The following is a 14019-nucleotide window of genomic DNA, read 5'->3' as shown; positions in this document are numbered from 1 at the left end:
TGCCAAAAAGTGAAGGGAAGGGTGGCGATTACAAATATCAAGTTTCGGTATTTGTAATTTTAAACAACCTTCTCCCAAAAGAAAGGCGCTGAATAACAAGGTTTATTTAGGTCTTCAAGCTTCATCGGACGACCAAAAAAGAATCCTTGAAAAAAATCACAATCAATGGCCAGTAGCTCATGATACTGTTCGGTACACTCAATTTTTTCTGCGGTAACGGTTTTGCCCAGTGTGTGTGCCAACTCAATAACGGTGGACACAACATGTTTTGTTCTGCTGCACAAATGTATTTTGGAAACTAATTCACCATCGATTTTAATATTTGTATAGCCATGAATTAACTTTCTTACACAAGCGTGGCCATTCCCAAAGTCATCAAGCGATATCCCTATGCCTTTTTGGCAAATCAACCTAAGTGCGGTTTGTACTGAAAACTCAAGTTCAGGCTTGACCTTACTTTCCAAAACTTCGACCTCAACGCGCTTGGCGGTTGTCGATTTTATAACGCTCTCAATATTTAAAATGAAGTTTGGATCCATACCAAGCGTTATTGGGCTGACATTCAAACAGAATTTAACGTTATTTTTCAATTTCAGCTCGTTGAAATCTTTTGTAAATCGCTTAAAAACCATCGCGTCTAATAAAATGATTCCTCCAATATCGTCTTCAGCCCAATCAATAAGTTCTTGTGGCGTTATCTTGATTTGCTCAAAATCCCATCGAGATAAAACTTCATATTTGACAATTTTCTTATTTCGATCGACGATTGGTTGATAGGCTAGGTAGAAGCTTTTTTCAATTTTAGAAATCATTTCGAGCCTCACATATATTTTTTAAAGTACATTGTGGCAAGCCAAATCGCATAAGAAAAAGGTAAAGCGAAAGCTAGCATGAATAACGATGGGTGAATGCTCCAGGGCGAAGATAAATAAACGATTATCGGAAGGTAAATAAAGGTTGTAATCCAACGTTTTGTATGATGATATACGAATGAACTTTCTCGGCCACCTGACCAAGTTCTAACGTCTCTTTCATTCAAGCCGTCTACAATGGCATAGATTCCAAATAGAATGAAGGCTGGGAGAGACATTACGATCACTGCTAATCGCACAGCATTGAGTTCGATGGTATATGCTATGGCAATAAAATATTGCTCTAAGACAGTTCCTTGCAGCTTTTCAATTAACCAAGTTAAATGGCTTGCCTCAATTACATATTCGTACATTAATTTTAAGGCGAAAAGCGCGATTTCAACTGGGGCAATCATTATTTCTTTAAAATCAGAATTTAACCATTCCAGCTCTTTTTTAAGAGATGCCTTTGCGTGTAACGCACCTGGTAGATCCCACCAATTAAAAAAGATTCCCAGAAGTTCAATAATGACGGATAGAAAAAGAGATCCGAGGTAAGTCATTATCAAAGCGACAACTATATCCAAAAGGGTTAGGAATAGTCCCTTCTTTGTATTCTCAGCTTGAGATGCAGAGTCAGACATTATGCAGCCACCTTATCTATGTCATCCATTAGATCAAGCCAATGGTTATCTTTAGACAAAAGACCTTCGCCTGTTTTGTATTTAGCCTTCATTTGTTCATAGGCTTTTTTGAAGTCTGTCGTGATATTTTTATCATCTTCCTTTTCCGGCAAAGGCATTCTGATCTTGTATAAGTTACCGCCCTCGATCAATGCGAATGCCTGACCTTTCGGCAATGAAATAATGTCGTAATTAGTCAGCATTTCAACTTCTCGTGTACTAAGTCGATCCTCATTCTTTGAGGTGAAGTCCACACCACTTCCTGGGTTAGATGAGTCATTTGCACCAGAAACCTGCATCAACTCATTAACACGAACTTTAGGAAGCTGCTTAGTCAAAACTTCAGCTGTTTCGGGTTCCTTAACTCGTAACAATATTAAATTGTTGAAGTTACCTTGAATCTGACCGGATTTGGATTTTGAGCCGATTCTAGCCTCAATATCTGAAATTGTCTGGGTATAGGCCGTAATTTGGAAGCCGCTACCGCCAGCCTTATTGACCATTGGTATAAACTGATCTCCAACAAGCTCATTGAATTCGTCTGCATGAATGGAAATCTTTAACTTACCGGATTTAATCTTTTCTATGAGTCCAGAAGGTAATCCAAAGTCAATTCCGTGTTTATATATAAACCCAGAGACGGAAGTTAAATCAGCAAACATCGAAGCGCCGACTGCACTTGCAATGGTTGAGTCAGATAAAGCATCAAGACCAACATAAACCACAGCTTCTTGTCGAATGGCCGACATCCAATCAAAGATTGGTCGCTTATCTGTTAAATCATCATAATTCGGAGCAATTAAATCAGCGATTCTGCCGGTCGTTAGTTTCTCCAGAAGCGGGCCAAGAGAGGAGACGATCTTATCGAAATAAGAACGATCATATTTGAATGCAGATAACAGGCCGTCGAGCACCGGTTCATAAAAATCCAACTTCTCAACGGTTTTTAATAATGCGATCGCTTCGGGGTTGCGATCCTTCAAGGCGAACGGAAGCGTTTGGGGATTTAGGTTATTGAGAATCTGGTTATAGGTTTGTTGCCAGCCTTCAGGCCCCAGTTTATTAAGGGTTGTACGACCATAATCCATTAATAAAGGCTCGACGTTATTAATGTATCGTCTGATGCGTTGATAATGCGGCTTGTTGCCAAGCGCGACATCTGCTTGAATAACAATGTTGGCAAACCGCCATCCAAATTCCTTAAACGCTGCACTGTTACCTTCAGAGGGTAAGGCATCTGTTAAACGTCCAGCCGGTTCGGTAATTTTTGAGAAATTACCGATACCGTTATACCTAGCAGATATTTCAGGAAAGCCAAGATTGAAATTGTAGAAAGGGCGACCAGACCTTTCCGCTTCCATCTTGCAGCGCATCATCAGATCCGCATCACCCTTAGGATCAAACACAAATGTCACATCTCCACGACGGATATCTTGAGTAATCAGGATCTCGGCAAGCCTAGTTTTTCCGACACGAGTTGTACCTAGCACGAGTGTATGGCCAACACGCTCACCCAATGGCAATACTATGGCTTTTTCACCTTCTAACATACCAACAGCATGAATCGCTGGTTTACCGCCCACTGGTGGAAGCGGAGCCAATATGCTTCGAAACCAAAATGCTAACCACACATTTTTTGATTTTTTAGAAGCGGCCTTAAACCAGGAACTATGTTTTTCTAAAAAACTAAAAGGAAATAATGCCTTTTGGACTGGCCAACTAAAATAAATGCTTTCTAAGTTACGTCCCAATTGATAGCCAAATCCAGGTTCCAAATAACCCTCGTTAACTGGATCTAAAGCATCCTGAAGCCGCTGCGTATGTCGTTGAGTCCATTTAAATCCCATACCTAAAAATAAATGGCGATTACTAACTGGAATTTGGCGTGGCTTAAGACCGTAATACGGAAGGCGAACTAGATTCTTATGATACTTCCAGATTGCGTAACCCTGAAAGAATCGGTTTAGACCAACGAAAAAAAGTGCTGCACAAGCGACATAAGCAACACCTTGAGTCATCATAATCAATGAAGGCATATAAATAGCAACTACAGCCAATAACCATGCCGTCCAAGCAGAGTACAGCTCAACCGGTGGCCTTAATAAAGATTCAATGGGATACTTTGGTCGGCCAAAAAACATTACTGGATCACCCATCCATCATAAATTAATGCTGGGTAAGCTGGAACTTTAAAGTCTAAAGCTATCTGTTCACCAGATACCGGTTGAAATAATATCTTCCCAGCAATACGTTTGATACGTTTCATTTGAGCTAAATTTTGAACTTGCATCACAAAGCAAACGGCATTGTATCGAGACAATGCATCTCGATTATTTTCCAGCCATGACAAAGACAAATCATCGTAACCAACTAGGCAAATAGGCCGTGTCACTCGAACGGCTGGTTCTGAGCGAAATCTTTCAAACTTACCTGGCGAAAGGCGTGACTTTATGGGCAAGTTGTTACCTACCATTTGAGCATAAGACATCGGATTAATCTGAGGTTTTACAGGCCTGTTGATATTTTGGCCAATAGGAGATTGAAAAGGCTTTGTTGGCCCAAGAACACCCCAAGTCGGCGGGGTAGCAAATGCCACATTGAATATCCCAATCGAGAGAAAAACGAAAACTAATTTTTTCATAATAATGACTTAATCCTGTTCACTACTTTAACGGCATATTCTTGAGCAGCTCTTTCACACCAAGGAACCTTAGAAGGGCAGTGGTACTTACCAATAGCCACAAAAATCGGGTAGTTTTTAAACGTCTTTAAAATGCTTGCAGCAGTTTCTAAATTTCTTTTTGGATCCAGTGCCTCACTATATGATTTAAAGTGGTGGCCATGCCATTTCCAATTGATCTGCATCATTCCAATGTCAATGTTTTGAATACCCAACCGAGTCGCAATCTTTATAGCTTCAACTGCCTCAGACTTCGTGTTAAACCAATAGCCTTTTCCTGCAACATTGATAGTCCACGGCCAAGGCCTATGTTGGTCAGGTGGGGATGATTCCTGAACAGCAAGGCCATATAGAATAATGGGGTCGATCCCAAGGTTACGACCGACTTCATCAAATATCGATTCATACTTAGAGGCCGCAGAACAACTCCACGTAAATAGTAGAACTGATAACAAAAAACTATAAGTTCGGGTCATGGTTCTCAAGAGGCCCACCGTCATGAGAAATAAAGGACACGGGAATTAGTAGGTCATGTTTTTTTGCAAAGCCGGGGTCAACATTTAGAGTAAGCTTATTTTTTAGAACTAATTCCTTTGGAATATTGGTTTCAGCGTACTGTTTGATCTGATCTTCAGATACGTTTTTACCAACAAAAAAGATATCCATCTTCATTCCATAGAGCCGCACTTGACGTATTAACTTTCGAAGAGCAATATCGCAATCATCGCAATTTAATTCAGTGAAGTACTGAATCGTATCAGTGGTTCTAAAAGACGAACCTCGAAGAGCATTCATTTTATTAGGGTTTAGTACTGGTTTATGAGCATACATTTCGTCTTGAATACTTGATATAGCAGCATTCACGGCTAATAAGTTTCCGACGTATAAATCGTATTTTTCGGCAAACAATTTAGCGAACCGGCGGCGTTCTGAATTATTTTCAGCAAAGATAGCTAAAATCTCTGGAGGTGTACTACTGACTGACGTTTTCCCTAGTTTTTGGGCAATCGGCTTGATCTTTAAATAGCGCTGCCATTCTTGATCAGACAACCCCCAAAAGTTCTTTTCAAACTTTGAGACTTCAACTTTTGATATTTCAAGATTAGAACTATCACTACGTTCTTTTTGAACGCTTACCTGCTCATTAGGCGTTTTGTCCAAGGCCCATGAAGGACAAGAGAGTATCAACATAATAATTGCAATTACTGGTTTCATTTCTTACCTCCAATGGAAAGTACTTCTGTTTTATTCCCGCGTTTGAATACGGCCTCTTTTTTAACTGAGTTGATGGATTGAACTAACCAGGAATTAACAATATCTCCCTCATACAGCATCGTTAACTTGCCTTTTGGATACTCTACATAAACAGCGTTTTTACCATTCCAAATAGCAAAGGAAGAAAGTACAGGTGGGGATGCCTGTTTAACCTTTTTTGAGAGTATTTTTTTCTCTTGTTTTTTTACCAGGTACGAGACCTTTTTAACTTTAGAATTAACGTCGCTAACAAACTTTTTGATACTTGCAAGCTCTCGGTCATTATCTGAGGTTCTCTTAGAGTTGCGTGATAGCTTCTGGTTTAATCCCTCTATTGATCTTTCAATACTTTTAATGGCATTTTCAAGGGCATTAATTTGGAAGAGAATTTCTTTATCTTTTAAATCAATTTCAGCGATTAGGTCATCATGAAATTTAGCAAGATTTACAGGCGTAATACTGGGGTCGTGAGAAGGTTCTACCTCTTGGGTAGCAATAATGCTTTCAGATTGAGTGCTTGTGAGTTTGGTATCTGATACCGGTTCAAGCCCGTTCAATAAATTTGGGGTTTCACCTATATCATTCTTGATATGAGTATCATTTCTGATACGCATCGTTTGGATCGGCTGTTCTGGCTCAAATAGTGCAAGACGTTGAACCTCCACTGGTGATATACCATCAGGTTTTGAAGCTTCAGGTTCATCCAGTTTTGAGGTTTTGGATTCAAAAGATATTTGGTTGAAAACACTATTAAATGGATTTTGGCCAGACTGAAAAATATACAATCCGGCTAAAACAACTGCGGCCAGTAGTAGCAAACTCAGTATCAAAAAGAATAGCTTTAATAGTGATCTTTTTGGCCGGGAAGCTTTTTTTTGTTTATCATTTTTGACGATTTCAGAAATTTCTGGATTTTCTGAATCTCCGTTTAAAGGGTATTCAACTTCATTTAAAAGGTTTTCGCTCATACATCACCTGACCTGAATTGGTTTGATTTTCATTCAAGTAAATAATGCAATAAAACGAATATTTTTTTATCAATTACAAATATCAAGTTCCAGTATTTGTAATTTTTAGAAATTTCTTACTCAAAGCCCAGGGGAAATACTTAGAAGCATACAGCACTACAAGCAGTTGCTAGTCCATCAGATCCGGGGGCTTTAGTCGCTGCTAGAGTCCATGTTGTCGGGGTGTAGGAAAAGGGAGACATCGCTGGAGTTACGCTACAGGAACCACTAAATCGGGAATCTTTAAATACATAATTGAGAGCACAGAACTTTTTTACACCCATATTCAAAGTTGTTGTTTGCCCTGCATTAGCATATATAACAGAGGATTTCATAACCATTTCTGCACCAACCAACTGATATGTACCATCTTGACAATTAAGTATCCGACCAATTGAGTTTTTAGCCATACGACCAGGCGTTGAACAGGCATCACCTGCGGTAACAACCCCTTGAATATCAATCCAATTGGGAACGTTTATATTGGTTCTTGACACGCCATTTGGGTCTATATAATAATTATTGTCATCCCTGTCATGCATGGCAGGGGCCTGTATACTCGCACCAGTAAAAAGTAAATTTGTATGAAGAGAGTTGGTGTGTGAGGTAGCACCTGGATCTACATAAAAATTTGCATCATCTCGATCATAGATAATTGATGGTCTAACATCATTCATTACCGACATACCATTCGGGTCTAAATAAAAATTATTGTCATCACGATCATGCATCGCCGGGGCTTGTATACTTGCGCCAGTAAAAAGTTGATTCGTGTGAAGTACATTAGTGTGAGAAGTTCCGTTTGGATCTACATAGTAGCTGATGGAATCTCGATCATAGATAATTGATGGCCTTACATCATTCAGGATTGAAATACCATTAGGATCAACATAGAAAGCTCCATCATTTAAATCATAAAAAGCATTAGCCTGAACTTGGTTCATAATGGAACCCCCGCTAGGGTCAACATAGAAAAAATTATTATCAGCATCCACAAAAACCGGCCCTTTGACCTCTGTTGTGGCATTTACTGAAGTTGCATTGTTAACATTATTGGATCCCATATCGATATCTGTATTCATTCGGTTAAGTTCCGGATGACTAGCGATTTGATCACGATATAAAAAACCTGATGTTGATTGATTGCTGTCATACCACAACGCAATCACAGCATGTCCCTGACCAATGGTATAGGAGTTACCTAAATCAGTCGCATTCTGAAATGCACCAGGCGACATTTCCCACAAACCTCTGGCACCAGTTATGACCGTTGGCGTTTCACTATAAACACCACCTCCAGAAGCACCAATTTGGGTAACGTACTGAGACAAAGAAACATCATCTAATTGTTCTCCACCAGTGGAAATGACCAAGCCATTTAGCTTATTCACTTGAGGTTCAAGAACAAGAACCTTAATCTGCTGGCCAAATGGATTTGTTGCGCTATATCCTGTGGGCAAATAATTCGAAGCAACTAACGTATTTACATCTAATTCGAATGGAGTTGTAGCAGTTGCTATACCGACTATCGTATGATAGTTATCATCAATATAGGCTTTAGCCGCTTTCCCTATGCTGGCCATATAGTCGCCGCTAACTTGGGTTTTCATCTCTTCAACGTTTTTTTGAGAATAATCAGCAATAGCAAGAAACCCCACAGAAGCGACAAAAATGGCCAAAGTCATTTCAATTAATGTGAAGCCGCGTTGAGTTTTTTTAATAGTTGAATCCATATAAATCCTTCCTTAACTCCCCACTATGACAATAGAGCCATTTGGTATGATAGGTGGTAGTGCAATATTGGTTTGTGACCCCGATAATGTAATTAAACCCCCTGCATCATTGTGACCAACAAGCATTGAATTCATTAACCGGTTTCTTAAGATATCAATATTCATAGTTTCCTGAGTGTAGACAAAAATGTTATTGGTATTAATTACATTATTCCAGCCTGGAGTTTCTTGATATCCCAAAGGGAAATAGGGCGCTAAATCGACTAATGACAGCTGACCTGTAAATGCTGGATTACTACTCCGATAGTCAATCACAGCTTTTCGATATGCTAGAAAACTAACAACTTTGACATCACTTGTGACAGCCTGGATTCGATCTTTCTTAACCTCTGCCAATTCAAGAGAATTTGATAAAAGGATTGAAGACACCATCAAGAAGAAGACCAATACGTACATTGTTAATCAACCCTTTTTTTCTGCCGATCTTTAATCATTATTTGGTTAAGTTGTTCTTGAATTTCAGATCCCAAATTTTTAAAGCTTCTAGCTTTGATTAGCTGTTTAACTCGTGTTGAAGCTTCTCCACGAGCCCATAGAAATTTTATACTTGGATAAACTTCCTGGCCTCGCTGCTTCAGCTCTTGGTGAATTACACAACTTAAACCGCTTGCAAGGAGTCCACTAATATCATCAGGCAGGCCTTGAGAGCTTGCTAAAGCATAAATTCTCTCAAGGGCCGTCTCAATGCCATCCGAGTGAGTTGTACAGATCACCAATCGCATAATGGATGCTTTCAAGGCTTCAATTGCTGTTTCAGCATCCCTCACTTCACCAAGATAAATAATATCCGGTGCCCATCGGGCGGCTTTACGTGTAGCATTTGCGAAACCATCTTGTTCTGCCCATGTTTGATAACAGATTCCATCGCCATGCTTTCCCTCAAGCGGCATTTCTGGAGGGTCTTCAATCGATATTCCGACACCACCAAATAGCCTTAATCTTTTCTCTAAAATAGCAGACGCAGTCGTTGTTTTACCGCTTCCAAAAGGCCCAGAAACAATAACCAAGCCTGTTAGATCTTTATGAGAAAGCATATTGATATATGAAGATGGGAATTTTAATTCTTCAAGGCTCAAAACATTTTTTGGCATACGCCTTAAAACATAAATTGTTTCGCTTAAAGACTCCATTAAAGAGACTCTAAATATCGTCTCCTTATGGTTTAAAGTGAGCTCATCTTTTTTCTGATCAAAAGCAGAACTCTTACATAAAGAAAATAGCTCTTTGGCCTCTTCTTTGAGATGCTCTGGCACAAGTGTCGGGTTTGGATCCATTTTTGCACCAGTCATATAAGTCTTATCTTTACTTAGATACAGATCACTAAAAGGGTAGTCCAAAATACTATTTGTCGTTTGTTTCATCATATAACTCTATGTTCTATTTTATAAATACATAGTTTATGCAACATACAAGGCGTCGCTATTGAAAAAGCATTTTCAACACTTCCTCAATAGCAAACGTAACCAATAACCCAAAAATAAAAAGAACAGACTCTTCCTTGGCTTCTTGATTTTCCATGCCCGTTAACCCTATATTTATTTGATAAAGTAAATATCGTTAAGGCTATCTTCCAGACCACAGGCCGCAGCTGCCTTTGCTTGTGTGTAGGGTGCGTTATCACCTATGGTTGTCACATTCGCAGCAGTAGGGGCTGTTCCTACTGAAATTCGATTCCAGCTCACAGCACTTTGAAATAAAGCCATACAAGCATTCCCTGGTATACCAGCTGCCAAGACATAATAGTGGTTAGTGAGTCCCATCGTTTGAATTGTGCTGTCAAATTTATGATTCAAAACACGATTAGGGGCTGTACCAGTTATTGTGATGGTTTTAGGAACCTTTCCAGCACGAACTAAATACTCATCTAAAGAGGCTGTCCCATAAGTCCCTGTTGCAGCTCCCGAGGCTTCAATACCAGAACCAATTGCATCAATATCTTTTGTTAATTGATCGGTTTGCTGACTAAGCTGAATGCTTTCATACATAGCCATACCGCCAAGATATGCCAAGGTTCCCAACGCTAATGCAAGACCAAGCTCAGCCAGGGTAAACCCCTTTTGTTTGTGTGAAAATTTTTGAGAACAAATTTGGTTTGTTTCAAACGTTGCCCTTTTATTGTTTTGGTTTTTCATAATAAATATCCATCCATTAATTAAATTTGAATTAAGTAACTCGTGACTCACTGTAAAGCATCTTGTAGTTGTTCTTGCAGACTAAAAACACCTCCTATTAAGATTGAAATGACAATTCCAGAAAAGACCAACCCAATAACAAAAATCACTTTCATATTGGATTGAACTTGTTCAATTGCTGTATCAAGCCAGGTTTCCCCAATTTTTCGTAATGCATCTTCAAAACCAGACAGATTAGAGTAAATTCCTAAGTCATCAATGACCTCCCGATCAGGGAAGTCATGACCTGCATCGAGTAAGGCATCGCCAACGGATTTACCAGAATTGATGCCAATTAAAGTTGCCTGAATTCGCTCTTTTAACCAAGGGTTTGCACTTTCCTTTAATTTATGTAAAGCATCTTTTACTTTGACGCCAGACTGAACGAAGGCTGAAAACGCAATCAAAAAGCTAGCTCCTTGTGTCGTTCTATAAATTGAGAAAGGAGGATATTTGTCCAAGTAAACTCTTAATTCAGAGTTCCACTTAGGCAAGGAAATAAAGAAAACAATGATCAATAGGGCGAACCCCATTAGAATAGAATTCAAGTACTGTTGTGCAAAATGAGATAAATCAACCGATACTGCTGCCAACCCAGACCAGTGAGCGTCTGGGGCAATTTCCATAAATGCTGGGATGACTTCGTTTCCAAATAGGTTAAGTGCTCCAACCAAAGCCAAAATCAGAAAGGCAGGGTAGCTCAACCCCGAGACAATGGCTTTTTTGATTTTAGCTTTACCATCCATGATAGTCGTGATTGACTCAAGCGCATTTTCAAGCTTTCCTGACTCATACCCAGATACCAAAAGCATTGCCTCATCATCATTAATCCAAGGCTTAACAGCATTTACAAATCGGCCTTCGTTTACGCCTCGAATCCAAGATTCAAGCGCAATGACAACATAATGATTTTTTCCTTTCATTCTTTTTGTACGATCACGAAGAGCCTCTAATGCTTGGAGGATTTGCACTTCATTCTGAATGAGTACAATCAATTTTTCCCAGATACGCTTTCGCGTCTTGGCATCTCGTTTAAACTGAAATTTTGCAAAGAGAAGAGAAAAATCTTCTTGCATTAGCCCCCTAAAATAACTGGTCATAATTTGCCACCGTCAGTGTCAAACCCAACATCATTATGAATTTCAGTTGATGTGATTTTGTGGTCTGCCTCAACCCATTTCATAGAGAGAGGGCCAACTTGTTCCTCTGCACTGAAAGGATCGACAATGCCTTCCTCAATTTTTTTCATAGCAGCTTCAATTAAGCTGGTTGCATCTTTTTCATTACGCAGATAGGTCAAGGCACCTTTAATGTCATTTGTACGAACTAGATCCATCAGGTGTTGATCTGTGACAATTACCTCAACTACTGCAACACGACCTTTGGTGCCGGTGTGATTACAATGTTCACACCCTTTACCAGTGAGGTATACAGACTGCAAATCAAGTTCTCTAGAAATGCGCTTACTCTGAGATTGGGATAATGTATCCATCACATCAACCACCGGAACCTTGCACTTTGGACATAGTTTTTTGATTAATCGCTGATTAATTAATCCCTTAACAATGGTGGGATCAGTCACTAGCTCTTTTTGAACCTTCAAATCTATTAGACGAGGCAAAATTCCTAATGCAGTATTAACATGAATCGTTGACCAAACTTGATGACCGGTCATAGCTGCTTCAATTGCTAGTTGAGCACTCGCAGCGTCTCTTATTTCACCAATCATCATTGTGTCGGGATCTAGGCGTAAAGTTGCGGCTATAGCCTTTTGAAACTTTTCAGATCTTTCTTCTTGGGTATCCGCATTCTCAACAGGTGTTTGAACAGCACCCAGGATCGGATACTCTGGCGGATCTTCAACCGTCATCAAATTTTTAGTGCCTTTGGTGTCTTTGTATCGTTTTTCTAGAATAGATGTTAGAAGTGTTGTTTTACCTGAACCGGTAGGCCCTGAAACAAGCGTAATACCCGTGGGCGAATGCAATAATAGCTCTAAGGCTTCAATCTCATTAGGCAATAATCCCATATCCAAGAATGACTGGTTGCTAGTTGTTTTATAAAGGAGCCTAAGCACCATAACAAAACCACCTGTTTGAGCACTTGTTCCGATTCGAATACCATGCAATTGATTAGGAAGCTGACTATTTTCATTAGAGATGCGAGCATCTTGTGCTCTTTTAGGCTCAAAAGTTGAATCTGAAACATCGGTTAAAGCCTGATAGATTGTTGATGCCAAAGAGTAACCATACTCATAGTCCTTATCGTTATCCATCTGAATGCTAAGATCACCATCAATTCGGAATAAAATAGTTGTTCCTTTGTTCTCAGTGCATCTGATATGGATATCTGATGCACCTTTTTTAACTGCATCTTCAACTAGCAATGTGAACTGATTTTGTGTGGAAGTCTTTGTCTTGTCATTTTCATAGGCGGTGTATTTTGACTTTACAACCTCTGGTGTAGTCTCAATGACGTTAGGGGCAATGCCATTACGTTTGATTCGACTAATGAATGACAATACAAATGGACTACCAACTGCACCCTTAACGACAAACAGTTTGTTATCGATAAGGCAAATAATTTTCTGCTTATCGTTATCTATCTCAAATTGTTCACCAATCATTGTTAGAGGTTTCTGATCACTCATTACGACTACCACCTATTGTTCTGAGTTTGATGAAAATTGATAACTTGCATTACCAAATGAAAAGAAGACGGTTTCTTTATCTTTAATGGTTTCGGACTCGACCCCATTGCTTGTAATATTCTTAATTTTCCATTTCCCGACGATATCTCCTACACGAACAATTTTTGTAACGCCTGAAGCAACTAAAAGGGTGGCCGTCAATTTATCCTCCGCACCTTCAATCAAAATAACCACGGGTTCAGGGTTTTGACCGTAAGTGGGTGAATCACCTCTGAAGTTGTTTTTATTAGGGGCATTAAGACCGTAATGAGATCCCGTAGATGGGTTTACACCAAAAGGAACAGTGTAAGGAACGCCCACAGCACCCATTGTTGGAGGCTTTTTGCTTTGTGTGGCAAGATTTGATGACGAGTTTTTTTTCGAATCCTCTAAATCATTTAGAGCCTTGCGTGTTTTTTGCAACTCCAGCTTGGCTTTCAATAAAGCCGTGTCGGCCTTAATAGCAGAGATTTCTTTAGAGAGTTCTATTCCTGATTTTTCAGCAAAAACAGAAGGGCTTACGACACAAACTAATAAAAGCCAAAGACCTTTTTTAAAATTATCTTTTAACATACTGGAGTCCTTTTATTTGCCATGATCCAGGATCATTGATACTAACTTCATTGATATAAAGTCCTTCTATATCAATTAATTTAAGAATTTGTTCCGGCGTTAGAGTTTCACTCAAAATACCAAACTTGAGCTCATCGAAGACCTTGCTATCGTTCTTGTTCGTTCTGCCAGCAATGCCAGGCAACTTTTCCCCAACGCTTAACTCCAATTTGAATAAATAAGCTTGTGCTAATTGATTTAGCCTTACATAGGCCTCTTGCAAACCTAAGAGATTTTCAATTTCAATCTTATTAGACGGTTGTGGCTTTAAAGTTAGGT

Annotated in this window: 15 protein-coding genes; all 15 read right to left on the bottom strand. The window is 39.4% G+C overall.

Annotated features, from left to right (window positions below):
• Positions 1-59 precede the first annotated feature (59 nt).
• Positions 60-812 carry an EAL domain-containing protein gene (locus tag CYQ88_RS08305; RefSeq protein WP_101840892.1) on the bottom strand — a complete coding sequence of 251 codons (753 nt, stop codon included), beginning with the start codon at positions 810-812 and terminating at the stop codon, positions 60-62.
• Positions 813-820: 8 nt separating this feature from the next.
• Positions 821-1495, bottom strand: coding sequence for a DUF4400 domain-containing protein (locus tag CYQ88_RS08300; protein WP_101840891.1), 675 nt, complete (start codon positions 1493-1495; stop codon positions 821-823).
• A complete protein-coding gene (gene traD, locus CYQ88_RS08295) occupies positions 1495-3675 on the bottom strand; it encodes a type IV conjugative transfer system coupling protein TraD (protein WP_101840890.1) in 2181 nt (726 codons plus the stop codon). Before traD ends, CYQ88_RS08300 begins: the two co-directional genes overlap by 1 nt.
• Positions 3675-4175: a PFL_4695 family integrating conjugative element protein gene (locus CYQ88_RS08290; RefSeq protein ID WP_101840889.1), complete on the bottom strand. Its 501-nt coding sequence runs from the start codon at positions 4173-4175 to the stop codon at positions 3675-3677. The genes traD and CYQ88_RS08290 overlap by 1 nt, the downstream gene beginning before the upstream one ends.
• On the bottom strand, positions 4172-4690 hold the full coding sequence (locus tag CYQ88_RS08285) for a transglycosylase SLT domain-containing protein (RefSeq protein ID WP_158236033.1): 519 nt from the start codon (positions 4688-4690) through the stop codon (positions 4172-4174). The genes CYQ88_RS08290 and CYQ88_RS08285 overlap by 4 nt, the downstream gene beginning before the upstream one ends.
• Positions 4674-5429, bottom strand: coding sequence for a hypothetical protein (locus CYQ88_RS08280; RefSeq protein ID WP_101840887.1), 756 nt, complete (start codon positions 5427-5429; stop codon positions 4674-4676). Before CYQ88_RS08280 ends, CYQ88_RS08285 begins: the two co-directional genes overlap by 17 nt.
• Positions 5426-6436, bottom strand: coding sequence for a hypothetical protein (locus CYQ88_RS08275; protein ID WP_101840886.1), 1011 nt, complete (start codon positions 6434-6436; stop codon positions 5426-5428). Before CYQ88_RS08275 ends, CYQ88_RS08280 begins: the two co-directional genes overlap by 4 nt.
• Positions 6437-6576: 140 nt before the next feature.
• Positions 6577-8208, bottom strand: coding sequence for a shufflon system plasmid conjugative transfer pilus tip adhesin PilV (gene pilV, locus CYQ88_RS08270; RefSeq protein WP_101840945.1), 1632 nt, complete (start codon positions 8206-8208; stop codon positions 6577-6579).
• 12 nt (positions 8209-8220) lie between these two features.
• Positions 8221-8664 (bottom strand): type IV pilus biogenesis protein PilM, encoded by a 444-nt coding sequence (gene pilM / locus CYQ88_RS08265; protein WP_101840885.1) that lies wholly within the window; start codon positions 8662-8664, stop codon positions 8221-8223.
• A gap of 2 nt (positions 8665-8666) precedes the next feature.
• The gene (locus tag CYQ88_RS08260; RefSeq protein WP_101840884.1) at positions 8667-9632 is read right to left on the bottom strand and encodes an ATPase, T2SS/T4P/T4SS family; all 966 of its coding nucleotides are present in this window, start codon (positions 9630-9632) and stop codon (positions 8667-8669) included.
• A gap of 171 nt (positions 9633-9803) precedes the next feature.
• Positions 9804-10400 (bottom strand): hypothetical protein, encoded by a 597-nt coding sequence (locus tag CYQ88_RS08255; protein ID WP_101840883.1) that lies wholly within the window; start codon positions 10398-10400, stop codon positions 9804-9806.
• A gap of 47 nt (positions 10401-10447) precedes the next feature.
• Entirely contained in the window at positions 10448-11515 is a 1068-nt protein-coding gene (locus CYQ88_RS08250; RefSeq protein WP_158236032.1) for a type II secretion system F family protein, read from the bottom strand.
• Between the two features lie 20 nt (positions 11516-11535).
• Positions 11536-13089 (bottom strand): GspE/PulE family protein, encoded by a 1554-nt coding sequence (locus CYQ88_RS08245; protein WP_101840881.1) that lies wholly within the window; start codon positions 13087-13089, stop codon positions 11536-11538.
• A 12-nt stretch (positions 13090-13101) separates the two neighbouring features.
• Positions 13102-13701 carry a type IV pilus biogenesis protein PilP gene (gene pilP / locus CYQ88_RS08240; RefSeq protein WP_101840880.1) on the bottom strand — a complete coding sequence of 200 codons (600 nt, stop codon included), beginning with the start codon at positions 13699-13701 and terminating at the stop codon, positions 13102-13104.
• On the bottom strand, positions 13688-14019 hold a 332-nt coding region (locus CYQ88_RS11515), incomplete at its 5' end, for a hypothetical protein (RefSeq protein ID WP_158236031.1). The genes CYQ88_RS11515 and pilP, both read right to left, overlap by 14 nt.

Origin of the sequence: Hydrogenovibrio sp. SC-1 (assembly GCF_002848135.1) — a bacterium.
Classification (GTDB): domain Bacteria; phylum Pseudomonadota; class Gammaproteobacteria; order Thiomicrospirales; family Thiomicrospiraceae; genus Hydrogenovibrio.
Note: the sequence above shows the minus strand (reverse complement) of the source record. Positions and strands in the feature narration are given on the sequence as shown.